We start from the raw sequence: 23,905 nt of genomic DNA, 5'->3' as shown, positions 1-23,905 counted from the left end.
CTTTGCCGAGCGATGTGTTAATAGTGTCCTCTTTTGAATCATGGGGGTGACCCGAGTGTTTGAGATAGCGAGCCTGAAAGAGGGGATGATGCACGGGGTCGAGCTGTTCCAGCTGCTGCTGGAGATCATCTCCATCGCCTGTGTGGTGATAGGGCTTGGCAAGACCCTCTGGCTGGCGGCAAGAGTACGGGATCACCAACCCGGTTTTCCGCGTATTCGTCTCTGCTTTGGCAGTTGGCTCATTCTGGCGCTGGAGTTCCAGCTGGCCGCAGACATCCTGGCCACCACGGTGGCGCCGAGCAAGGAGGAGCTCATTCGTCTCGCCATCATCGCGGTGATCCGCACCTTCCTGAACTACTTCCTCGGCAAGGAGCTGGAGGCACAAGCAGAACGCCAGCAGGAGCCAAACGCCGAGCAGGCCGGGGCCACCCGATAACGGCTCATGCCCCAGGGCATATGAGTAAACCGCCATCCCGACCACAGCAGTGGCTTGGGATGGCACCTTTGTGACCCTCCCCTCACTTTTGGCAATCAGCCAATAATGGAACCCTTTTCAAGACTTCCCCTGCCCTGTTGACTGCCCGCTCATCTGGGTAAGATAGAAAATCTCTTCCCCCAACCGGCCACGCTGATGAATACGCACTCCCTCCACACGCCCGATATCGACCTCGATAGCTGCGTCATCTACCAGATCTACCCCATGAGTTTTCAGGACAGCGATGGCAACGGCATGGGCGACATCAACGGCATCCGTCAGCGCCTCGGTTATCTGGCCACCCTCGGGGTCGATATGCTTTGGCTCACCCCCATCTATCGCTCCCCCAAGCGGGACAACGGCTACGATGTGGCGGACTACCGTGCCATCGACCCCGCCTTCGGCACCCTGACCGAGATGGAGCAACTGATAGCCGAAGCGGCCGCTCACGGCATCGGCATCATGATGGATATCGTCGCCAACCACACCTCCACCGAGCACGAGTGGTTTATGCAGGCGCTGGCCGGGGATCCCCGTTATCAGGGTTATTACGTATTCCGGGATCAAGCCTTTGTCGATGCTCACCCCATTACCTCGATTTTTGGCGGCAGCGGCTGGCAGTACGTGCCGGAGCTTGATCGCTACTACCTGCACAACTTCGATCCCAGTCAGGCCGATCTGGACTGGGACAACCCGGCGGTGCGGACCGAAATGGCGGCGGTGATCAACTTCTGGCTGGGCAAAGGGATCAAGGGATTTCGCTTCGATGTGATAGACATGGTGAGTAAGGAGTGGGACCGACTGGCCATGAGCAATGGCCCGCGCCTGCACGACTATATCCGCGAGCTCAATGCTGCGAGCTTCGGCGGCAAGGGGATCATTACGGTGGGGGAGACCTGGGGGGCCGATCTCGCCCATATGCAGAACTATTCGAACCACGATGGCAGCGAGTTCAGCATGGTGTTCAACTTCGAGCATCTGGGGCTCGGCAGTGACAAGTGGACCTCCCGCTTTGCTCCCCTCGCCTTCAAGCGAGCCATGACCCGCCACCAGCAAGGGCTACATGGGCAGGGCTGGAACAGCCTGTTTCTGAATAACCACGACCTGCCCCGCGCCGTCTCCCACTTTGGCGATGACAGGCCAGAATGGCGTGAAACCAGCGCCAAGCAGTGGGCCATGGTGCTGCATATGATGCAGGGCACTCCCTTTATCTATCAGGGGGAGGAGCTCGCCATGACCAACCGCCACTGGCAGCCGGGCGAGCTGCGCGATGTGGAGGCGCTCAACTACCGCGCCAGCCAGTCAGGGCTGGATCCTGCCGAGCTGAGTCGGCGGCTCGATGCCATCGGCCGCGACAACGCCCGTACCCCGATGCAGTGGGACGCCAGCCCCCACGCTGGTTTCAGCGCCACCACACCCTGGATTGCCCTCAACGCCAATCACATCGAGATTAATGCCGCCGAGCAGCTGGCCCGCCCCGACTCGCCGTTTCACTGCTATCGCCAGCTTATCGCCCTGCGCAAGGCTCACCCTGTCGTTCGCCACGGCAATTTCGAGCTGCTGGATGGGGATGATCCCGAGCGCATCAGCTATCGCCGCCACTGGCAGGATCCGGCCAGCGGAGAGCAGCACACCCTGCTGCTGCTCGCCAATCTCACGGCGAACCCCTTGCCGATGCCCCACTTCGACAAGGTGACAGACGAGATGCGGTTGCTGCTGGCCAATTACCCAAACGAACCGCTGCCACTCTTCGCCCCTTATCAGTGCGCCATCTGGCTGCAAGTGGATCAGGATTAACCCCGTGCTGACGGGCCAAAGCAATGGCCCGTCAATCGCCACCCCACCGGCTACCAGCAGAAAATCAGGCCCCCACGCGACGGGATTAAATTAACCACTATTACTGACTTATTAATTGATTATTTATCCCGTTTGATACGCTCTCATTGCCCCTCTTACTATGCCTGCGCCCTATCCATTGCCGATGCAACTATCGGCCTTCAAACTGGCATAGCAAAGTGGAAAACAGATGATCACCACAGACGGGAATAACGCAGTCGCCTCGGTGGCGTACCGCACCAGCGAAGTCATCGCCATCTACCCCATCACCCCCAGCTCGGCCATGGCTGAGCAGTCGTCGGCCTGGTCGAGCGAGCGGGGCAAGAACCTGTGGGGAGATGTGCCCCGGGTTGTCGAGATGCAGTCGGAAGGGGGCGCCATCGCCGCCGTCCACGGCGCCCTGCAGACCGGCGCGCTGGCGACCTCGTTTACCTCGTCGCAGGGTTTGCTGCTGATGATCCCCAACCTCTACAAGCTGGCGGGTCAGCTCATCCCCTTCGTGCTGCATGTGGCGGCGCGCACCGTGGCGACCCATGCGCTATCGATTTTTGGTGATCATTCGGACGTGATGGCGGTGCGCCAGACCGGCTGTGCCATGCTCTGTGCCAGCAATGTGCAGGAGGCGCAGGACTTTGCCCTGATTTCGCAGATAGCGAGCCTCAACAGCCGCCTCCCCTTTATCCACTTCTTCGACGGCTTTCGTACCTCTCACGAGATCGCCAAGATAGCGCCGCTCGCTGACGACACCCTGCGAGCCCTGCTGCCGGCAGATGCCATCCGTGCCCATCGTGACCGGGCCCTCACCCCCGACAAACCGGTCATTCGCGGCACCGCCGCCAACCCGGACACCTACTTCCAGTGCCGGGAGGCGAGCAATCCCTGGTATGACGCCGCCTATGGCCATGTGAGCGAGGCGATGCAGGCATTTGGCGAACAGACCGGCCGCCACTACCGGCCGTTTGAATATGTCGGCCACCCGCAGGCGGAGCAGATTGTGGTGCTGATGGGCTCAGCCATCGGCACCTGCGAGGAGGTGATCGAGCGCCTGCTGGCCCAAGGGGAGAAGGTAGGTCTGGTGAAGGTGCGGCTGTTCCGCCCCTTCTCGGCCGGGCATCTGCTGGCCGCGATTCCCGAGAGTGCCCGCACCATCGCCGTGCTGGATCGCACCAAGGAGCCGGGCGCACAGGCCGAGCCCCTCTACCTCGACGTGATGACGGCGCTGGCCGAAGCGGTCAGCCGGGGCGAGCGGGCAAGCCTGCCGCGAGTGATTGGGGGTCGCTACGGCCTCTCCTCCAAAGAGTTCGGCCCCGCCTGCGCGCTGGCGGTGTTTGCCGAGCTGGCACAGGAGAACCCGCGCCCGCGCTTTACCGTCGGCATCTTCGATGACATCACAGGTCTCTCACTACCGCTGCCCGCGCTGAATTCGCAAAGCCTCATTCACAGCCACCAGCACAAGCTGGAGGCGCTCTTCTACGGCCTTGGCAGCGACGGAACCGTCTCGGCGGCCAAGAACAGCATCAAGATCCTCGGCAACCACACCGGCCTCTATCCGCAGGGCTATTTCGTCTACGACTCCAAAAAGGCGGGCGGCCTCACCGTCTCTCACCTGCGGGTGGGCGAGCGGCCGCTGCAATCGGCCTATCTGGTGGAAGAGGCCGACTTTATCGGCTGCCATCAGTGGCAGTTTGTCGACAAGTACCGGATGGCGGAACGCTTGAAGGCGGGCGGCATCTTCCTGCTCAACACCCCCTACAGCGAAGCGGAGATCTGGCAGCGCCTCCCCAGCGAGGTGCAGCACGCCCTGCGCGAGAAAGAGGCGCGCTTCTACATCATCAACGCCGCCAGGATTGCCCGCGACTGCCAGCTCGGCAACCGCATCAATACCGTGATGCAGATGGCCTTCTTCCAGCTCAGCGCCATCATTCCCCCCGCAGAGGCGACCAGCCTGCTGAAGCAGGCCATCGCCACCAGCTATGGCAGCAAGGGGCAGACACTAGTCGAGCGCAACTGGATGGCACTGGAGGCAACCTGCGCCGCCCTGACCCGGGTGCAACTTGGCGAGCTGGATCCCGCCAGCCGCCCCCGCCCACCGGTGGTTTCGGCCAAGGCCCCCGACTTTGTCCAGACCGTCACCGCCGCCATGCTGGCGGGGCTGGGTGACAGCCTGCCGGTCTCCGCCTTCCCACCGGATGGCACCTGGCCGGTCGGCACCACCCGCTGGGAGAAGCGCAATATCGCCAAGGAGATCCCCATCTGGGAGGCGGAGCTCTGTACCCAGTGCAACTACTGCGTCGCCGCCTGTCCCCACTCGGCCATTCGCGCCAAGGTGGTGGAACCGGATGCGCTGGCCGCAGCTCCCGCTACCCTGGATGCGCTGGATGTGAAATCCCGTGACATGCGCGGCCAGCAGTATGTGCTGCAGGTGGCGCCGGAGGATTGCACCGGCTGCAATCTCTGCGTCGAGGTGTGCCCGGCCAAGGATCGCAGCAACCCGGATCGCAAGGCGATCAATATGGCTTCACGCCTCGATCACCTCGACGAGCAGAAGGCCAACTACGATTTCTTCCTCGACCTGCCAGAGCGCAGCGCCGAGCAGCTGGAACGCATCGACATCCGCACCTCCCAGCTCATCTCGCCGCTGTTTGAATACTCGGGCGCCTGCTCCGGCTGTGGCGAGACCCCCTACATCAAGCTGCTGACCCAGCTCTATGGCGATCGGCTGCTGATTGCCAACGCCACCGGTTGCTCGTCGATTTATGGCGGCAACCTGCCTACCACCCCCTATACCACCAACGCCGATGGGCGCGGGCCGGCCTGGGCCAACTCGCTGTTTGAAGACAACGCCGAGTTCGGACTGGGCTTCCGTCTCACCGTCGATCAGCACAGGGAGCGGGTACGCCGTCTGCTGGCTAGCCTGGGCGACACCATACCGGCTGCGCTGCGCGAGGCGCTCGGCGATGCCACTCTGCCGGTTTCCGAGCAGCGGGCCCATATCCAGCAGTTGCGAGCGCTGCTGCAGGAGAGCCAGACCCCGGCAGCCCAAGAGCTGGCCCGCGATGCGGACTATCTGGTGGAAAAATCGGTCTGGCTCATCGGCGGCGATGGCTGGGCCTACGACATCGGCTTTGGCGGGCTCGACCATGTGCTGAGTCTGGGGGAGAACATCAATGTGCTGGTGCTCGACACCCAGTGCTACTCCAACACCGGCGGCCAGCAGTCGAAGGCGACGCCACTCGGTGCCATCACCAAGTTTGGCGAGCAGGGCAAGCGAAAGGCGCGCAAGGATCTCGGGGCCAGCATGATGATGTATGGCCACGTCTATGTGGCGCAGATCTCCCTCGGCGCCCAGATGAACCAGACGGTAAAAGCGATTCAGGAGGCGGAAGCCTATCCGGGGCCGTCGCTCATCATCGCCTACAGCCCCTGCGAGGAGCATGGTTACGACATGGCCGAGAGCCATGAGCAGATGAAACAGCTGACCGCCACCGGCTTCTGGCCGCTCTACCGCTTCGACCCGCGCCGCGCTGACGAGGGCAAACTGCCGCTGGCGCTCGACTCGCGGGCCCCCAATGCCTCGCTGGCCGAGACCTTGCGCCACGAGCCCCGCTTCCAGCGGCTGGAGCGCCAGCTGCCTGAGGTGGCCAGCCAGCTCTATGAAGAGGCTGAGCAGGAGGCCAACCGCCGCTTCGCCTGGCTGAGCCAGCTGGCGGGCAAGGAGAGTCCAGCGCAGGAGTAACTCGCGCATGGCTTGATGGCAGCAGCCACTCTATCCGCCAAATAACAACAGGGCTCCCCGCGGGGAGCCCTGATGCTATCTATGGTGAGCCAATATCGGCGCAGGCCAAATCAGGCGCTGATGGAGGCCAGCTCATGGCGCTTCAACGCCAGCAGTGTGATGAGCAGCGCCAGCGTGGCGATCAATGCCATGCCGATATAAGTCGCGCTGAAGCCCGGGGCCAGCAGATCGGGGGCGAGCCGGCTCAGATCGCCACCGCTGCCGGCTGGCAGGCGCAAGTGAAACAGCATGGAGCAGATAGCCACGCCAACGGCACCACCGAGCTCCCGTCCGAAGTTGAACAGCGACATGCCGATGCCGCGATCTTCCCGTGGCAGGGCGTTCTGCACCACCACCGAGAGGGCTGGCAGCACCAGACCGAGACCAATACCGGCAAACCCGAGCGCCAGCTTGACCCAGGCATCGAAGTGGATCTGCCAGAGCGCCACCGCCGCGAGGCCAAAGCCCACCGCGACAAAGCTCTTGTAGTGACCGGTACGGCCTATCAACTTGCCGCCGACAAAGGCGCCGGCGGTGATGCAGATCATGAAGATCACCATGCTCATCCCGCTCTCACTGGCGCTCATCCCCTTCTGCCACTGCATCTGCAACGGCAGATAGACCAGCACGGCAAACATCAGCAACTGGGAGAGCATCACCAGCAGCACGCTCACCAGATAGCCGGGCAACCGGGCCAGATGGGCAGGCAGAATGGGGTCGTGGGCGCGCCGCTCAATCAGAATCAGCAGCAGCAGTGCCACGCCCAGTGCCGCCGAGAGCCAGACGGCAGGCAGCGCCGCCTCCGGCGAGAGCAGCAACAGGGTGAGCGTGGTGACGGTAATCAGCAGACCCGCCCCCTTCCAGTCGAAGCGACTGTGGCGACGTACGTTGAGCTGCTTGAGGTTGCGGTTGATGAGAAAGACCGCCAGCGCCCCGAGCGGCAGGTTGATCCAGAAGATCCAGCGCCAGCTGAGCTGCTCGGTGAAATAGCCGCCGAGCAAGGGGCCGGCGATGCTGGAGACCGCATAGACTGCCGAGATGTAGCCCTGATATTTGCCCACCTCCCGCGGCGGAATGGTGTCGGCAATCACGGTAAACGCGAGGGCAATCAGACCTCCGCCCCCCAGCCCTTGCAGCACCCGTGCCGCCAAAAGGGTCGGCAGATCCTGGGAGAGCGCACAGGCCACCGAGCCCGCCAGAAACAGGCCGATACCGATATTGAGCATCCGCACCCGGCCAAAGAGATCGCTCAGCTTGCCGTAGAGGGGCAGCACGGCGGTGGCCGCCAGCAGATAGGCGGTGACCACCCAGGTGAGGGCGGCACCGGCGTGCAACTCGGCGCCAATCATGGGCAGCGGGGTGGTGACGATGCTCTTTTCCAGTGAACCGAGCGCGATCACCAGCGCCACACTGGAGAAGATGGTTTTGGGGGATATTTTCGAAGTCATAAGCGGACTCACTGATCTGATATGCCAAAGTATCCGGCAATGAACGGATTATTGTCTCACAAATCAGCAAGAGATAGAAAAAACGGCGGCCACAATCTGCCCAACCATGAGGCCGATCCCACAAAATGCCGACCGTTTCTGCTAGCCTGCTCTATTTGATTCGAGGAGCCCCCATGAGCGAGCTTGAGCAGTATGGGTTTGATCACTACGATGCCCTGATTTTCGATATGGATGGCACTTTGGTAGATTCCATGCCCCTTCATCTGGATGCCTGGGAGCTTACCTGCGCCGAATTCGGCATCCCCTTCGAGCGGGAACAGCTCTATCAGTATGGCGGCATTCCCACCCTCAAGATCATCGCCATGCTGGCCGAGCAGCAGGGGCTGACGGTAGATGTCGAGGCCTTTACCCGTCGCAAGATTGCCCTCTATATGGAACATATCGACAAGGTCAGCGTCTTTCCCAAGATGTGGGAGCTGGTCAGGCACTATCACGGCAAGGTGAAGATGGGGATTGGCACCGGCTCACCGCGCAATCAGGCGGACTCCATCCTCAAAAGCACCGGGCTCGATGCCTATATCTCGGTGGTGGTCAGTGCCGATGATGTCACCAACCACAAACCGCACCCCGACACCTTTTTGCGGGTGGCCGAGCTGCTCGGCGCCAATCCCGCCAACTGTCTGGTGTTTGAAGACACCCGGATCGGGCTTGAGGCAGGCAAGGCGGCAGGGATGGATACCGTGCTGGTCATCGAAGGTGACCTGCACCAGCGCTAAACGGCTCAGGGCACGCAGGCAAACCGATAAAATGGTGTCATGACAGTGGCACCATTTTTTATTCACGTGAGCATGGCGGCAGCGTCAGTGCCCGGACAGAGTTGCGATCACCGCCGGAATAGCGGCAACCGTCAGACAAAGGGCGTTGGCCTCATCCTGTAGTGCCTGATGAGTGCGAAGCAGCTCAAGGGCTTCGGCCGGGGTATCTGCAAAGGTGGGGGCGGCGATGGCGGCAAATCCCTGTTCGACCAGTTGACGACGCTCATCGCTATAGCTGGGCGCATTGGCATCTAGATAGGTAAGCGACTGACCCTGCTTGAAAAAGTGATAGTTAGGCATCGATTGGCCCCGCAAAAATAAAGCGCCATTCTACTCCTTTTGGCTCCACCGCCAGCGTCAATCTGTGTCGTCTCAAGTGATCTAGTTCACATTTTTATCAACACACATTTACCGATTGGGCGCCGTACAAATCCCCTCCCCACGCGGCGTCAGACAACACCCGATACCGTCACTCTGCGCCAAACAAAACGCCTCCACAAAGGAGGCGTTGCGACTGAAACAGGGTGGCTCCCGTTACATGGCATTCGTCGATTCGAAGATCTTGTCCGCCGAGGCCTCGACAAAGCCCGGATAGAGCACACCATCGGCCTGCGGATAGCGCAGGGCAAACTCGTAGAAGCAGCTCGGGATGGTACGTACCCCATCGCTGAACGGCACCTCGGCTTTGTCAGCCATGGTGGAGGATTGCTCCAGCATCACCTGCGGGTCCCCTTTCACCTCGCCACCCACGCTGTTGAGCACGAAACCCGCCGCCTTGAGCGCCGCATTGACCTGATGGATGGTGTCGAAATCCTTCAACTTGTTGATATTGACCGTGAAGTGGTTGGCACGATAGCCCCATGCTGCCATCCATGCCGCGTACTCGCTCTCCGCCAGCAGAGTCTGATAATCGGCATAGGAGACCTGCCAGGGGGCACCGGTGTAGAGAAATGCTGGGGTATCGGTCAGATGATCGGGCACCTGATCGGCCAGCTTGTGGATGATGGCCTGCGCCGCTGGGGAGAGTTCTTCCACCTTCAGCTCGCTGATAAACACCTTGGGAGCGTCCGGATCCTGATGCTCGAAGTGCTTGGCGTAGAGCTTCTTGGCCTTGAAAACGTACTCGCCCTTCTGCTCGTAACCGAGCGCCAGAAAGTGGGCGGCCAGCTTCTCCAGCCCCAGTTTGGGCAGGTTGTAGGTACGAAACGCCACGTGATCGTTGACGATGGGCTCGCCGCCACCCAGCAGGGTGTGCACCTTGAGGGCGCTCGGGGTCACCTTGATGTAGTTGTCCCACAGATGGCTGAACAGGGTGTCGATATCCTTTTGCATCTCTCTTTCCTTTGATTGCGGGTACAGATGGGGGCACCGCTGGATGCCCCGTGTCGTTATTAGAAGCGCAAGCCGGGCGACAGTTGATCCGGCATGGCGGCTTTGCTGTCTTCGACAGAGGCAACCGGATAAGCACAGTAGTCAGCAGCGTAGTAGGCGCTCGCTCTGTGGTTGCCGGAGGCACCGATACCGCCAAACGGCGCGGCACTGGAGGCGCCGGTGATGGGTTTGTTCCAGTTGACGATACCGGCGCGGATCCGCTTGAAGAAATGGTGCCAGTCCGCCTCCTTGTCCCCCAGCAGACCGGCCGAGAGACCGTAGCGGGTGGCGTTGCCCTGATCGATGGCAGCATCGAAATCATCGTAACGAATGAGTTGCAGCAGCGGGCCGAAGTACTCTTCGTCAGGCAGCGCGCTCACTGAGGTCACGTCGATAATGCCCGGGGAGACAAAGCCTGTACCCGCTTCCAGGTGCTTGAGGGTAAGCAGGCTCTCGCCACCGAGGCGCTGCAGGTTGGCTTGTGCTTCGACCATGCCCTGTGCTGCCTTCTCGCTTATCATCGAACCCATGAAAGGCTGCTCGGCGGCGTCATAGAGGCCGACCTTGATCTGGCCGACCACCTCGATCAGTCGCTTGACCAGGGCATCGCCCCGCTCGCCACGCTCGACAAACAGACGGCGGGAACAGGTGCAGCGCTGACCAGAGGTAATAAACGCCGACTGGACGATTGCATGGACGGCGCCGTCGATGTCGCTCACCTCTTTCACGATCAGCGGGTTGTTGCCGCCCATCTCCAGCGCCAAAATTTTTCCCGGCTGACCGGCAAACTGCTGATGAAGGAAATGGCCGGTGCGGGATGAACCAGTGAAGAAGAGGCCGTCGATGTCGGGATTGTCCGCCAGCGCCTTGCCAGTCTCGACCTCCCCTTGCACCAGATTGAGCACTCCCTTGGGCAATCCGGCCTCCTGCCACACCTTGACCATGGCCTCAGCCACCATGGGGGTCAGCTCGGAGGGTTTGAACACCACGGTGTTACCCGCAATCAGTGCCGGGACTATATGACCGTTGGGCAGATGACCCGGGAAGTTGTAGGGGCCGAACACCGCCACCACGCCGTGGGGCTTGTGACGGACAAACGCCTTGGCGCCCGGCATGGCATTTTCAACGGTGCCGGTACGCTCGTCGTGCGCCCGGATGGAGATGGCAATCTTGCCCTGCATGGCGGCTACTTCGGTGCGGGTCTCCCACAGCGGTTTGCCGGTTTCGCGGGCGATAGTCAGGGCCAGCGCCTCTTTCTGCTCGCCGAGCAGGTCGGCATAACGACGCACTATGGCCAGACGATCCTCAAGGCTCATGTCCGCCCAGTGGTAGAAGGCGGCACGGGCGGCCTTGACGGCGGCATCCACTTGCGCCGCGCTGGCGGCAGCCCCCTGCCAGATCACCTCGTTTTTGGCCGGATCGGTTGACTCGAACGGCTTGCCTTCACCGGCAAGCCACTGACCGTCGATAAATTGCACTAACTGGCTCATCCATTCACTCCCTGTCTGATAATCGGTTTGCTTGTCCTGTTTGTCTCAGTCGAGGTCGACCACCCGCACCATGTCGCCATCCTGCACCTTGAGTGCCGCCGCCATCTTGGGCGGAATGATGGCTTCGTGCTTGTCGAGATCGACCCGGATATTGCCGTAGCAGGCGCGGTAATGTTCGAAACGGCTGTTGCAGATAAGGTGGGTCTTGCCACCGATGGGCTCGCCCACCAGCACCCGCAGCTTCTTGCTGCGGCGCACGCTGCGGATATTCTTCACGTCACACTCGACGGTGGGGCCAGCATCGAAGATATCGACGTAGCCACGGTTCACGAAGCCCTCGTCCTGCAGCATCTTGATGGCCGGGCGGGTCTTCTCGTGGGTCTGACCGATAACGGCCCGCGCCTCTTTGCTCAGCAAATTGACATAGATGGGATACTTTGGCATCAACTCGGCGATAAAGCGCTTCTTGCCGATGCCGGTCAGATAGTCGACGGTGGGAAAATCCATCGAGAAGAAGTGGGTTTGCAGCCACTCGTAGAAGGGGCTGTGACCGTTGGCATCGGAGACGCCACGCATCTCGGCGAAGACGGTCTCGTCAAACAGCTCGGGGTGCTCGGCCATAAACAGAAAGCGGTGCTTGGAGAGCAGGCGGCCGTTGAGCCCCTCGCGGGCACATTCGCGCAAGAACAGGGTGCAGAGCTCGGAGTTGCCGGTGTAGTCGTTAGAGAGGGTCAGGGTTTCAACGACGTTGTAGATGCCAAGCTTGGGAGAAGAGTGCACCACCTTGCCGATGTGGTAGTTGTAAAACGGCTGGGAGAGGCCAACCGCGGCATCGATGGCACAGGTGCCGACCATCTCGCCGGTCTCCAGATCCTCAGCCACGAAGAAGTAGAGGCAGTCCCCCTTGCCGGCGGGCTTGTCGGAAAAAGTCTGGGTAGAGGCATCAATCTTGCGCTGCAGCAACTCATCGTTGACGGGCAACGAGGTCATGCCGGTGCCGGACTCGATGGCGCAGGTCTTGAGCCCGGCAAAATCTTTTTGCTCGATGGGACGGATAACCAACATAAATGACAACTCCCTTTCATTGACGACAGGTGGGGTCCCGGCTCCTGCCGGGAGAGCTCCCCACCTCAATTTGGAATCAGGCGTTAACCACCTGGGCAACCGCCTTCTCGAAGCGGGCCAACCCTTCCTTGATGTCCGCTTCCGGGATCACCAGTGAAGGGGCAAAACGAACCACGTTGGTACCAGCCACCAGTGCCATCAGCCCCTGATCGATGGAGGCCAGCAGGAAGTCACGGGAGCGACCCTTGTAGGCATCGCTCAGGGCCGCGCCCAGCAGCAGCCCCTTGCCGCGGATCTCGCTAAAGCAGTGGTATTTGGCGTTGATTGCTTCAAGGCCATCGCGGAACAGCTGTTCGCGCTGCTTGATGCCAGCCAGCACCTCCGGAGTATTGATCACATCGATCACCGCCTCTGCTACCGCACAGGCCAGCGGGTTGCCGCCGTAGGTAGAGCCGTGAGTGCCCACTTTCAGGTAAGAGGCGATTTCGTTGGTTGTCAGCATCGCGCCGATGGGGAAACCGCCCCCCAGCGCCTTGGCGCTGGTGAGGATGTCCGGCGTGACGCCCAGACCCATATAGGCATAGAGATCACCGGTCCGGCCGACGCCGGACTGCACTTCGTCATACACCAGCAGGGCATTGTGTTTATCGCACAGCTCGCGCACCCCTTTGGCAAACTCGTCGGTAGGACGAATGATGCCCCCCTCCCCTTGCAGCGGCTCCATCACCACGGCGCAGGTGTTGTCGGAGATCACCTCGGCCAGCGCCGCCAGATCGTTGTAGGGAACATGGGTAATGTCACCGGGCTTGGGACCGAAGCCATCTGAGTAGGCTGCCTGGCCACCGACGCTCACGGTAAAGAAGGTACGACCGTGGAAGCCCTGATTGAAGGCGATGATCTGGGTCTTCTGCTCGCCAAACTTCTCGATGGCGTAGCGGCGAGCCAGCTTGAGAGCAGCTTCGTTCGCTTCGGCGCCGGAGTTGCAGAAGTAGACCTTGTCGGCGAAGGTGGCGGCGACCAGCTTCTTGGCCAGACGCAGGGCCGGCTCGTTGGTCATGACGTTGGAGAGGTGCCACAGCTTCTCGCCCTGGGTTTTCAGGGCCTCGACCAGCTTGGGATGACAGTGACCCAAACCGTTGACGGCGATGCCACCGGCGAAGTCGACATACTCGCGCCCTTCCTGATCCCAGACACGTGACCCTTCACCACGCACCGGGATGATCTTGGCGGGCGCATAGTTGGGAACCATCACTTCATCAAACACTTCACGTGTCACTGCCAACAACTCTGACATATAGCTCTCCTTCGATTCGGCGACAGAATAATCCACCGCCCAAAAGTTAAATCCGTGTAAACGTGACGGGATTATCACAGAAATAAAGTAAAAAGTCTGTAACAAGACGGCCTATAAGGAACAATGTTCGATTGCTCTTGAGATTTTAGGCAACCGCATTGCATAACGACTCAGGGGGGCTTGGCAAGAGATAATTTGGGCAGGAGAGGGGGTGAATAAAGTGTCAGGGAAATTTTTTTTGCCTTCTCTCGAACTTGAGAAGGCGATCACAACTTTTTATGAACGCGCCAGAAAGTTGGCCAGCAACTGATGGCCCTGCTCGCTCAAAATACTCTCCGGATGGAACTGAACACCCTCGACAGGGAGCGTCTTGTGGCGCAGCCCCATGATCTCGTCAAACGAGCCATCGGCATGCTCGCTCCAGGCGGTGATCTCGAAGCAGTCGGGCAGCGTGTCGCGCTCCACCACCAAGGAGTGGTAACGAGTCACCCTCAGCGGGTTGTTGAGCCCCTTGAACACCCCCTCATTGCGATGGCGGATGAGCGAGGTTTTGCCGTGCATTACCTGACGGGCACGCACTACGCGGGCGCCGAAGGCCTGCGCCAGCGACTGATGACCGAGACAGACGCCGAGAATGGGCAGCTTGCCAGCAAAGTGGCTGATAGCGTCGAGAGAGATCCCCGCCTCATTGGGCGTACAGGGACCGGGAGAGATCACCAGAAAACGGGGGGAGAGCTGCGCTATGGTATCAAGCGTCAGTTCATCATTGCGCTTGACCACAACCTCTTGTCCCAGGGCGCCGAAATATTGCACCAGGTTCCAGGTAAAAGAGTCGTAGTTATCGATCAACAACAGCATGAGATAACCAACAGCGGAGAATTAACGATCGAGATAACGACCCTGTTCCATTTCCCGTTCACGCTGACACTCGGCCAGATAGATGGCGGCAGCAACGGCAGGGGTTTTATGGTGCTTGTCGATGGCATTGGAGACCATCAACTGCAGGGTATTGAGGTTTTTCGCCTTGCGAAATTTACGTAGCCAGTGACCTTTGTCACTCAGCTCTTCAGCAGAAATAGTTGGTTGAACAGGCATGCTTTCTCTTGGGGATATTACCCAGGTTGAAATAAAGAAATTAAACAAAATAGCTAGGCGGAAAATAAAGAAAGCCAGGCAAATACCCAGCTCTCTTCTACTACACCTTCCCAGTATGTCAGGCTCGAGGAACGAAGCCGACTACATCATATACGCTGGTCAGGGTTTTTTCAGCTCTTTCGCGCGCCTTTTGTGCGCCTTCTGCCAGAATCGCGATCAGATGGGCCTCATCCTGACGCAACTCGTGGAAACGGGCCTGGATCGGTTCCAACAGCGCAACCACGGCTTCGGCGGTTTCGGTCTTGAGGTGACCGTACATCTTGCCTTCGAAGTGCTGCTCCAGCTCGGGGATGGAACGACCGGTGACGCCGGACATCAGGGTCAGCAGGTTGGAGACACCCGGTTTGTTTTCCGGGTCGAAACGCACCACCGCCGGCTCGTCGGAGTCGGTCACCGCACGCTTGATCTTCTTGACGATCTGCTTGGGATCTTCCAGCAGGCCGATGAAGTTGGCTTCGTTGTCATCCGACTTGGACATCTTCTTGGTCGGATCCTGCAGGCTCATCACCCGTGCCCCTTCGGTCGGAATGAAGGGCTCCGGCATGGTGAACACCTCACCATAGAGGTTGTTGAAACGGGTGCAGATGTCGCGGGTCAGCTCCAGATGCTGCTTCTGGTCGTTGCCGACCGGCACCTGATTGGCCTGATAGAGCAGAATATCAGCGGCCATCAGCACCGGATAACCGAACAGGCCGACGTTGACGTTGTTCTCGAAACGGGCGGACTTGTCCTTGAACTGGGTCATGCGCGACAGCTCACCCATCTGGGTATAGCAGTTGAGGATCCAGCCCAGCTCGGCGTGCTGCGGCACGTGAGACTGGATGAAGACGGTGCTCTTCTTGGGATCGATACCGACCGCCAGATAGAGGGCAGCCGCGTCCAGACAAGCTTTGCGCAGGGCCGCCGGGTCCTGACGAGTGGTGATGGCGTGCAGGTCGACGATGCAGTAGAGGCAGTCGAACTCATCCTGCATGTTGACCCACTGACGCAGGGCCCCCATGTAGTTGCCGATGGTCAGTTGACCGGAGGGTTGCGCTCCGCTCAATACGATTGGTTTAGTCATGAGAGTGTTAATCCTTGTTATTCAGCCAGCCCAGCTGCGCTATTAGACCAAAAGTGCATCGAGCTGGGCAAACTGCTCGAATACCCAGTCTGGATGGGAGTCGGCGATGGGGCGGCCATAGTTGTAACCGTATGTAAGACCCACCACCTTCATGCCAGCCGCCTTGGCCGCCAGCACGTCATTTTCTGAGTCGCCCACCATCAGGGTGCGAGCCGGGCTCACCCCCAACTCCTGGCAGGCGTGCAGCAAGGGCTCCGGGCTCGGCTTCTTGACCGGCACGCAGTTGCCGCCAAGCCAGAGTTCGAAACAATCGCTGATGCCAAGGGCATCGAGGATGGGTGCCACGAAATCGCTCGGCTTGTTGGTAACGATCGCTTGCTTGTAGCCCAGGCTTTGCAGGCGACGCAGACTCTGTGCCACCCCTTCATACATCGCCAGCCCTTGCAGTAGGCAGGCGTTGTAGTGCTGGAAAAAGATCGGTCTGGCCTTGGCAAACAGCTCGGGATCGGCCTCGCGATAGGCGAGCGCCCGCTGGATCAGCTTGTCGGCACCATTGCCGACCCAGGTACGGATAACCGCTTCATCAGCTTGTTCCAGACCCAGATCAGCCAGAGTCAGATTGACCGCCAGTGCCAGCTGGGCAGCACTGTCAATCAGGGTGCCGTCCAGATCGAACAGCACCAAATCAAATGCGCGCTCAGCGTGTGACATGAGCCAGCTCCGCACGCATCTTGTCGATCACCGCCTTGTAGTCATGCTGGCTGAAAATGGCAGAGCCGGCGACAAACATGTCGGCGCCCGCTTCGGCGATCTCGCGAATGTTGTCGACCTTCACCCCGCCATCGATCTCGAGGCGGATATCGCGGCCGCTCTCGTCGATCAGACGACGCACCTGACGCAGCTTGTCGAGGGTTCCGGGGATGAAGCTCTGGCCACCGAAGCCCGGGTTGACCGACATCAGCAGGATCACGTCCAGCTTGTCCATCACATACTCGAGGCAGGAGAGCGAGGTAGCCGGATTCAGCACCAGACCCGCCTGGCAGCCCATCTCCTTGATGAGGCCCAAAGAGCGATCAACGTGATCGGACGCTTCCGGATGGAAGGTGATGAGGGAAGCACCGGCCTTGGCAAAATCGGGAATGATGCGATCCACCGGCTTGACCATCAGGTGCACGTCGATGGGGGCCTCGATACCGTAGTCACGCAGCGCCTGACAGACCATGGGGCCAATGGTCAGGTTGGGGACATAGTGGTTGTCCATCACGTCGAAGTGAACCACGTCGGCACCAGCAGCCAGTACCTTGGCTACATCGTCACCCAGACGGGCAAAATCGGCAGAGAGGATCGAGGGGGCAATCAGAAAGTCTTTCATCAGCATCATCCATTGGCAGCCAGGGAGAAAAAGCGGCGCAATTTTAACGTAAAAGGCGGGCGAAAACGACTCGAATGCGGGGTAAATGGGACAATCGCCTCCCCTCCCCCAGCCACCCGGGTTTTGCGGCATCGGCACGGGCCTAGGCGCGCCAATAAAAAACGGCGCCCCTGGGCGCCGCATGGTCTGTTACGTCAGCGGCAGCAGTTCACTGTCGCTGGGATAGTAGCCCTGCTCAGGTTCGATGCCGGGCGGATAGAGCGCCAGCAATTCGGCCACCTTGTTGCGGGTGCCGCCGTTGCGGCTGATGGTGCGCTTGACCAGGATCTCGTCGAGGCGGGCACCGCGATAAAGCTCACGAGTCAGCTCAATATCGTGGTTGCTGATCAGCACCGGCACCCCTTTGTGAGCGGCTGTGTGGCGGGCCAATCGCGCCAGGATCGCCTGATCATCCAGGGTAAAACCGCCGGAGGCATAGGTGGTGAAGCTCGCCGTAGTGGAGAGCGGCGCATAGGGAGGATCACAGTAGATAACCCAATCCTCTTCGGCACGCTTGATGGCGTCGGCGTAGCTCTCGCAGATAAAGGTCGCCTTCTGCGCCTTTTCGGCAAAGGCCCACAGCTCTTTTTCCGGGAAATAGGGCTTCTTGTAGGAACCGAACGGCACGTTGAAGCCGCCCTTCTTGTTGTAGCGGCACAGTCCGTTGAAACCGTGACGGTTGAGAAACAGGAACAAGAGTGCCCGCTCGAAAGTGGTCTCGGTCTGATTGAACTGGGTACGCAGCCGGTAATAGGCCGCCTTGTGGTTGTGCTCTGCCACAAACAGCTTGCGCGCCTCGGCAATGAAACTGTCCGGCGTCAGCTTGAGGTGGTTGTACAGGCAGATCAGATCCGGATTGATGTCGTTGAGCACATACGCGTCGTAGTCGGTGTTGAGAAACACTGACCCGGCCCCGACGAAGGGCTCCAGCAACACACGCCCGGCCGGCAGGCGCTCGGCGATCTCTTCAACCAGGGAGTATTTTCCCCCGGCCCATTTTAAAAAAGCGCGTGTTTTTTTCATGGAAATCCGGTGTGTAAGAAGGCAAGACCCAAAAAGGGGGACGATTCTACCCCCTTATCCAGTATCAAGGCTATTGCTTCAGCTCTTTTTGTACCTGTGCAAACGACTTGGGCCAGGGCTGGCCTTTCAGCAAGGCTGGCGGAAGCTTGCGAATGGCACTCTTGGCCTGGGTCAGACCGGCATAATCCCCTTGCAGCACAACGTACCAGGGGCTGCCACGGAATTTGGTCTGATAGACCCAGACCTTGCCCGCCAGACCATGCTCGGCGACAAATTGATCCACCGCCTTGGTGTTGCTCGCTCCCATCAACTGAACGCTGTAGTGGTTGCGCGGCTTCTTGTTCAAGGTGGCGACCGGTGTCAGGGCCACCTTGGGTGCTGGCGCGGCAACCGGCTCGTTGCTGGCGGTTTTGGTGGTGGCAGCAGGCGTTGCGGTTGTCGCCGGATTCAGTGCTTTGGAGGTACTGGCTGGCGCCGTGGTTGCGATTGCACCACTGGGGGCTGTGCCACTCGGGTTCTTGCCGGTCAGCTCGTCCACCACGTCAGTAGGCAGTGCGCCGCTCACCTTGGGTTCGGTCATCAGCTTTTGCACGACCTCGTCAGAGATCACAACCCGGCGCCCTTCGTAATTGGTTGATTCGGTAGTCACAGTTTCGCTCTCCACCGATTTGGGCAGCACTTTCGCCTCCGGCTGCCAATCCTTCACTACCCCGTTGGGATTGCTGGCTGCATCGCTGTTTTGCGCGCCTTGTGCAGCGGCATCGGTATTCGAACCGCCTGCGGTGAGGGGATCGCCTCCCGCTACCGGGATCGGCAATGCCGTGTTCTGCGCCGGATCCTGCAGCGCCGGTTTGCTTTCATTGTCAAACAGCGCAGGCAGCAGGTAGCTCAAAGCCAGCAGGCCGCCAGCGACCAGCGCGATAGCGGTGGCAATCTTCTTGACAGGCAACTCCGCCTGACGCTTCTTGGGCCTTCTGTCGGTCATGATATCCTCCAGTAACTGCATGATGGTGGACGGATGTCCGTTCGCCGTTTTCAGGATCTCCTCCACTTGCGGCTTGGGCAAGAGGGTCGCGGGGATCTTGAGCTCTTTGGCTTTCTCATACAAGAAGATGCGCTGCTCGGGCGGGCTCAGGGGCGGCACTTCCAGCTCAAGGGCTGGCATGGCACGCCCTTTGAGCTGTGGCCGTTGGGTACGACACCAGACGTCACTGCCCGAGACGATAATGGCCAGCTGATGGGGCGCCGCCAGGGTATCGTTATGACGGATGATCGCCCACAACTCTCCCAGCAATTCGGCCGGCAACTGGTCGGCCCGCTCTATCAACAGCAACAGGGTGGCAGGCTTGCTCCCCTCCAACATGCGAAAGAAGCTCTCCGCCAGCGCATCCTGTGGATTGAACAGCGGGCGCGCCACTACCTGTGGCAATAACAGCTGACGCACATCCACCATCTTCATGGCAGGCGTGCCGATCAGGCTCACCACCCGCACTTTTTCCGGCAACACGCCGAGCAGGGATTCGCACAGGGTACCGCGACCACAACCGGGTTTACCGGAGAGAAAAATGAAAGGGTGATTGAATTCAATCAGATGCAGCAGCCGGTCAACCAGCTGCCGCTGGGAAGGAAGTTTTAGCAGTTTATTCGTCACGACCAGACTCGATCACCGCCAGCAACTCGGCATCGGACACATCCCCCACCACCTGCGCATGGCCGATGCCAACCGGCAACACCAGACGCAGCTTGCCTTCCAGCACCTTCTTGTCACGGCGCATATGGCGAATAAAGGCGGCGAAATCCATCTCGGCAGGCGCATGAATGGGCAGATTGGCGGCCAGCAGCAGGGCGCGCACTCGCGCAACGTCCGCTTCGCTCATATCGCCACGGGCCTGCGCAGTCCAGGCAGCCAGCATGGTGCCAGCGGACACTGCCTCACCGTGCAGCCAGTTGCCATAACCCTGCTCGGCCTCGATGGCATGACCAAAGGTGTGACCCAGATTGAGCAGCGCACGGACGCCGTGCTCGGTCTCATCCTGACCGACCACATCGGCTTTGATCTCGCAGCAGCGTTTGATGGCGTAGGCTAGCACGGCAGGTTCCAGCTGTTGCAGACGAACCATGTTCTGCTCCAGCCAGCTGAAGAAATCAGCATCCCAAATGATGCCGTACTTGATCACCTCGGCCATCCCTGCGGCAAATTCGCGGGCGGGCAAGGTACTCAGACATTCGGTATCGATAACAACTTGTTTGGGCTGATAAAAAGCCCCAATCATGTTCTTGCCGAGGGGGTGGTTGACAGCGGTTTTACCGCCGACAGAGGAGTCAACCTGGGAGAGCAGAGTGGTCGGGATCTGGATAAAAGGAATGCCACGTTGATAGCTTGCTGCCGCAAAGCCCACCACATCCCCGATCACGCCGCCCCCCAGAGCGATCAGTGTCGTATCGCGCCCATGGTTGGTTTCAAGCAGAGCAGACATGATCTGCTCAAAGGTCGCCAGGTTCTTGTACGCCTCGCCGTCAGGCAGGATCAGGTGTTCAACCTGAAAACCCGACAGCAGAGCGGTTACCTGTTCAAGATAAAGCGGAGCAACGACCGTGTTGGTCACTATCATCACCCGCTTGCCCTTGATGGTCGATACCAGCGCCTCAGGGCGCTGCAACAACCCTGCAGCTATCTCGATGGGATAGCTGCGTTCACCCAGTTCGACATTCAACCGTTCCATGGACGTCCTCTAGATTACATACCGATCAGCTTTACAATTTGATTGGCAACGATTTTTGCGCTCTGGTCATCGGTGTGCACAACAAAGTCGGCAACCTCTTCATACAGGGCATTGCGCTCTTGTGCCAGACGTTCCAGCACTTCGCGTGCCGGTTCTTCGGTCTGTAGCAGAGGGCGGCGTTTGTCTCGCTGTGTGCGCGCCAGCTGCTTTTCAATAGTGGTTTCGAGGTAGACCACGATGCCACGAGCAGACAACTTGTTGCGGGTTTCGCGACTCTTGATGGCACCGCCACCCGTCGCCAGCACGATACCCTGCTGCTCTGACAATTCGCCGATCACCTTCTCTTCGCGAATCCGGAAACCTTCTTCGCCTTCAACATCGAACACCCAGCCGATATCAGCACCACTGCGGCGCTCAATCTCATGATCTGAGTCGAAAAACTCCATATGCAGTTGTTCTGCCAGATGTCTACCTATGGTGCTCTTGCCCGCACCCATGGGACCTATCAGGAAAATATTGCGTTTCTCAGCCATGTCTTTTCGTTAGTAATTACAAACTGTACGACCCCGATGAATACTGGATCGGGGTACCTATGAACCTTATCTTGCGATGGATCAGGAGGGGGATTATCTCAATAGATATCGGGACTGGCAACCGCAGCCCTTACGCCCCAGCCTCATTGGGGCGTAAGGTTATATGTGTTTTACCCTCACATGTAAAGCATTCAGAAGGCGTCGGTGACTATCTTAGGCGTCACGAAAATCAACAACTCTCGCTTTTTGTTCTCGCTGGTGGTCTTGCGGAACAGGGCACCCAATCCGGGGATATCGCCAAGCAGCGGCACCTTGGTCACATCGCTCTTGATGGTCTGCTGATAGATGCCGCCCAGTACCAGCGTCTCGCCATTGTTCACCAACACCTGAGTGGTGATGGACTGGGCGTTGATGGAAACCGCATCACCAGTACCGGTCGGTACCGTTTCACCCTTGGTATCTTGGGTCACGGTCAGGTCGAGAATCACCCGATTGTCAGGGGTGATCTGCGGAGTAACCTTCAGGCTCAATACCGCCTTCTTGAAGGTAACCGAGGTAGCGCCACTGGAAGAGGACTCCACATAGGGGATCTCGGTACCCTGCTCGATCAGCGCCGGTTTCTGGTTCGCCGTGGTCACCCGCGGACTAGCGATAATCTCGGCCTTGCTCTCTTTTTCCAGCGCCGACAACTCGAGATCCAGCAAGGTGCCATCAGCCAAACGGGCAACCTGGAAGGCCAAAGTACCGGCCGCATTGGTCACCGGCAGATTGACGTTCAACCGATCGTCTGCTGATGGCCGAGGGCTGGGATTAATTGCAGAACTGCCGTTGTTGTTACCAGAGCCATCATTCCCCTCGATGGAGCCGGACGTACTGTTGCCATGACCATCGTTTTTGGTCACCCCCCACCGCACTCCGAGCGCTTCATCAAAACCGTCATCAATGGTCACCATCCGCGCCTCGATAACCACCTGCTTGACCGGAATATCGAGAATATCGAGCATCCGTTTGATGCTGCTGATGACATCGGCGGTATCCTTGACCACCAGCACGTTGGTTCGCTCATCCACGCTCACCGCACCACGGGGTGACAGCAACTTGGTACTTTCGGAAGAGAGCAGGGCCGCCACTTCCGAGGCCTTGGCATAGTTTATCTGCAGATATTCGGTATAGAGCTGCGCCAAATCTGCAACCTGATTGCGGCTCTCAAGTTGCTGCTTCTCGCGTGTTGCGATCTCTTCCGCCGGTGCCACCAGCAGAATGTTGTTGTCCAGTCGTTTATCCAGACCCCGCACTTTCAAAATAATGTCGAGCGCCTGCTCCCACGGCACCCCATCCAGACGCAGGGTAATATTGCCTGCTACCGAATCTGTGGTTACCAAGTTAAGGTTGTTGAAATCAGCGATCAGCTGCAACACGGTACGGACTGGAATATCCTGGAAGTTCAATGAGATGGGCTTGCCCTGATACTGCTTGGATGCCGTGGCCGTCGTCCGCTTTTTCACCTCGATAATGAAGAGCTTGTCTGCCTGATCGTAACGGTAATCAAACTGACCATTGATCGACAGTTCAAACAGGGTATCGCTCCCCTGCCGGGAGACTTCAACCTGAGAAACCGGCGTTGCAAAATCCTGCACGTTGATCAGATTAAGCAAGCCATCCAGTACCCGAGTGCCATGAAACTTGGCCAGTACGGTCTGGCCGCGGCTGCTCACATCAACGGCGGCGGAGCTGTTATCCAGCGTGACCAGAAACTCCCCCTGGCCATCTTTGCCACGACGAAAATCCACACCGGTAACCGTGTTGAAATAGGCACCACCCCCACTGCTTTGATAGTTGTTAAGCACCGGCTTGCTGGCAGGCTGTGTGGCTACCGGCGTAGTCACGGGCGCAACAGGCATAGACCGGGCGACGACCTGAGGATTGAGCAGCGCCGAAGGAGAGGGTGTGGCCACCATCGCAGAGGGTGTTGGCACAGGAGTAGCCGAGGTTGCGGGTGCAATCAGAGCGCTCTCACCATTGATGAGCCCGGAAGAGGCCCCCTCGCCCAATGACACCAGTAATTTGTTCCCCTGTTGCTGAACCTGATAGGGGGCCAGCTGATCGAGTGCGATCTTGATATCCAGACCTGCGCCCTTACCCTCAACCTTGATATTATCTACCCCCAGGCGCTGGATCGGCAGCGGGTTCACTTTCAGCGCCCCTACCGCACCGGGAACATGCAACAACAGCTGATTGGGTTGGTAAGAGAGACGATCGGTAAAGCCTGTGACAGGCTCACTGAAACTGAGCTCCACCAGCAATTGATCGGCAAGCAGCGGATTGACCTTGATCTCCTGCAGGGTTGCCACTGCCCACGCCTGACTGAGGGCGCTGGCGCAAAACAGCAAAGCTACTTTGGATACACTCTCTATTGTTGTTCTCATTG

The 23,905-nt window shown here is 59.3% G+C and carries 20 protein-coding genes; 4 read left to right on the top strand and 16 right to left on the bottom strand.

Annotation, left to right across the window (positions count from 1 at the left end):
* The first annotated feature begins 55 nt into the window (after window positions 1-55).
* From AB5Y76_RS04660 to nifJ, 3 genes are all read left to right on the top strand, one after another.
* Window positions 56-436 carry a DUF1622 domain-containing protein gene (locus tag AB5Y76_RS04660; RefSeq protein WP_263716908.1) on the top strand — a complete coding sequence of 127 codons (381 nt, stop codon included), beginning with the start codon at window positions 56-58 and terminating at the stop codon, window positions 434-436.
* Window positions 437-631: 195 nt separating this feature from the next.
* Window positions 632-2,272 carry an alpha-glucosidase gene (locus AB5Y76_RS04655; RefSeq protein WP_263716909.1) on the top strand — a complete coding sequence of 547 codons (1,641 nt, stop codon included), beginning with the start codon at window positions 632-634 and terminating at the stop codon, window positions 2,270-2,272.
* A gap of 229 nt (window positions 2,273-2,501) precedes the next feature.
* Complete coding sequence (gene nifJ, locus AB5Y76_RS04650) at window positions 2,502-6,047, top strand: pyruvate:ferredoxin (flavodoxin) oxidoreductase (RefSeq protein ID WP_263716910.1); 3,546 nt, start codon at window positions 2,502-2,504, stop codon at window positions 6,045-6,047.
* A gap of 110 nt (window positions 6,048-6,157) precedes the next feature.
* On the opposite strand, the gene AB5Y76_RS04645 is transcribed toward nifJ, so the two are convergent.
* The gene (locus AB5Y76_RS04645) at window positions 6,158-7,534 is read right to left on the bottom strand and encodes an MDR family MFS transporter (protein ID WP_263716911.1); all 1,377 of its coding nucleotides are present in this window, start codon (window positions 7,532-7,534) and stop codon (window positions 6,158-6,160) included.
* 173 nt (window positions 7,535-7,707) lie between these two features.
* Here AB5Y76_RS04645 and AB5Y76_RS04640 point away from each other — a divergent pair, with 173 nt between their 5' ends.
* Complete coding sequence (locus AB5Y76_RS04640) at window positions 7,708-8,310, top strand: HAD family phosphatase (protein ID WP_263716912.1); 603 nt, start codon at window positions 7,708-7,710, stop codon at window positions 8,308-8,310.
* An 84-nt stretch (window positions 8,311-8,394) separates the two neighbouring features.
* Here the strand turns inward: AB5Y76_RS04640 and AB5Y76_RS04635 are convergent, their stop codons facing one another.
* The 15 genes from AB5Y76_RS04635 to AB5Y76_RS04565 form a co-directional block, all read right to left on the bottom strand.
* Window positions 8,395-8,649 (bottom strand): hypothetical protein, encoded by a 255-nt coding sequence (locus tag AB5Y76_RS04635; RefSeq protein WP_263716913.1) that lies wholly within the window; start codon window positions 8,647-8,649, stop codon window positions 8,395-8,397.
* Between the two features lie 234 nt (window positions 8,650-8,883).
* A complete protein-coding gene (locus tag AB5Y76_RS04630; protein WP_021229798.1) occupies window positions 8,884-9,681 on the bottom strand; it encodes a DUF1338 domain-containing protein in 798 nt (265 codons plus the stop codon).
* A gap of 59 nt (window positions 9,682-9,740) precedes the next feature.
* On the bottom strand, window positions 9,741-11,210 hold the full coding sequence (astD, locus tag AB5Y76_RS04625; protein ID WP_368177689.1) for a succinylglutamate-semialdehyde dehydrogenase: 1,470 nt from the start codon (window positions 11,208-11,210) through the stop codon (window positions 9,741-9,743).
* 45 nt (window positions 11,211-11,255) lie between these two features.
* On the bottom strand, window positions 11,256-12,275 hold the full coding sequence (gene astA / locus AB5Y76_RS04620) for an arginine N-succinyltransferase (protein ID WP_005334994.1): 1,020 nt from the start codon (window positions 12,273-12,275) through the stop codon (window positions 11,256-11,258).
* A gap of 76 nt (window positions 12,276-12,351) precedes the next feature.
* Window positions 12,352-13,569, bottom strand: a complete 1,218-nt coding sequence (locus AB5Y76_RS04615; RefSeq protein ID WP_058055649.1) for an aspartate aminotransferase family protein — start codon at window positions 13,567-13,569, stop codon at window positions 12,352-12,354.
* Window positions 13,570-13,845: 276 nt separating this feature from the next.
* A complete protein-coding gene (locus AB5Y76_RS04610) occupies window positions 13,846-14,427 on the bottom strand; it encodes an aminodeoxychorismate synthase component II (protein ID WP_123172540.1) in 582 nt (193 codons plus the stop codon).
* Between the two features lie 21 nt (window positions 14,428-14,448).
* Window positions 14,449-14,664 (bottom strand): hypothetical protein, encoded by a 216-nt coding sequence (locus tag AB5Y76_RS04605; RefSeq protein ID WP_005334997.1) that lies wholly within the window; start codon window positions 14,662-14,664, stop codon window positions 14,449-14,451.
* A 118-nt stretch (window positions 14,665-14,782) separates the two neighbouring features.
* Window positions 14,783-15,787, bottom strand: coding sequence for a tryptophan--tRNA ligase (gene trpS / locus AB5Y76_RS04600; RefSeq protein WP_005362251.1), 1,005 nt, complete (start codon window positions 15,785-15,787; stop codon window positions 14,783-14,785).
* Between the two features lie 42 nt (window positions 15,788-15,829).
* A complete protein-coding gene (locus AB5Y76_RS04595) occupies window positions 15,830-16,498 on the bottom strand; it encodes a phosphoglycolate phosphatase (RefSeq protein WP_167573456.1) in 669 nt (222 codons plus the stop codon).
* On the bottom strand, window positions 16,485-17,159 hold the full coding sequence (gene rpe / locus AB5Y76_RS04590; RefSeq protein ID WP_263716916.1) for a ribulose-phosphate 3-epimerase: 675 nt from the start codon (window positions 17,157-17,159) through the stop codon (window positions 16,485-16,487). Before rpe ends, AB5Y76_RS04595 begins: the two co-directional genes overlap by 14 nt.
* A gap of 189 nt (window positions 17,160-17,348) precedes the next feature.
* The gene (locus AB5Y76_RS04585; RefSeq protein WP_005335008.1) at window positions 17,349-18,221 is read right to left on the bottom strand and encodes a Dam family site-specific DNA-(adenine-N6)-methyltransferase; all 873 of its coding nucleotides are present in this window, start codon (window positions 18,219-18,221) and stop codon (window positions 17,349-17,351) included.
* Window positions 18,222-18,291: 70 nt separating this feature from the next.
* A complete protein-coding gene (locus tag AB5Y76_RS04580) occupies window positions 18,292-19,872 on the bottom strand; it encodes an SPOR domain-containing protein (RefSeq protein ID WP_263716917.1) in 1,581 nt (526 codons plus the stop codon).
* Window positions 19,862-20,944 (bottom strand): 3-dehydroquinate synthase, encoded by a 1,083-nt coding sequence (gene aroB, locus AB5Y76_RS04575; RefSeq protein WP_263716918.1) that lies wholly within the window; start codon window positions 20,942-20,944, stop codon window positions 19,862-19,864. The genes AB5Y76_RS04580 and aroB overlap by 11 nt, the downstream gene beginning before the upstream one ends.
* 14 nt (window positions 20,945-20,958) lie before the next feature.
* Complete coding sequence (aroK, locus tag AB5Y76_RS04570) at window positions 20,959-21,477, bottom strand: shikimate kinase AroK (protein ID WP_005335014.1); 519 nt, start codon at window positions 21,475-21,477, stop codon at window positions 20,959-20,961.
* A 191-nt stretch (window positions 21,478-21,668) separates the two neighbouring features.
* Window positions 21,669-23,903 (bottom strand): type IV pilus secretin PilQ, encoded by a 2,235-nt coding sequence (locus tag AB5Y76_RS04565; protein WP_263716919.1) that lies wholly within the window; start codon window positions 23,901-23,903, stop codon window positions 21,669-21,671.
* Window positions 23,904-23,905: the final 2 nt, after the last annotated feature.

The sequence above is a fragment of the Aeromonas sp. R1-2 genome (assembly GCF_040908505.1).
Classification (GTDB): Bacteria; Pseudomonadota; Gammaproteobacteria; order Enterobacterales; family Aeromonadaceae; genus Aeromonas; species Aeromonas veronii.
This window is presented reverse-complemented; position numbering and strand designations above follow the sequence as displayed.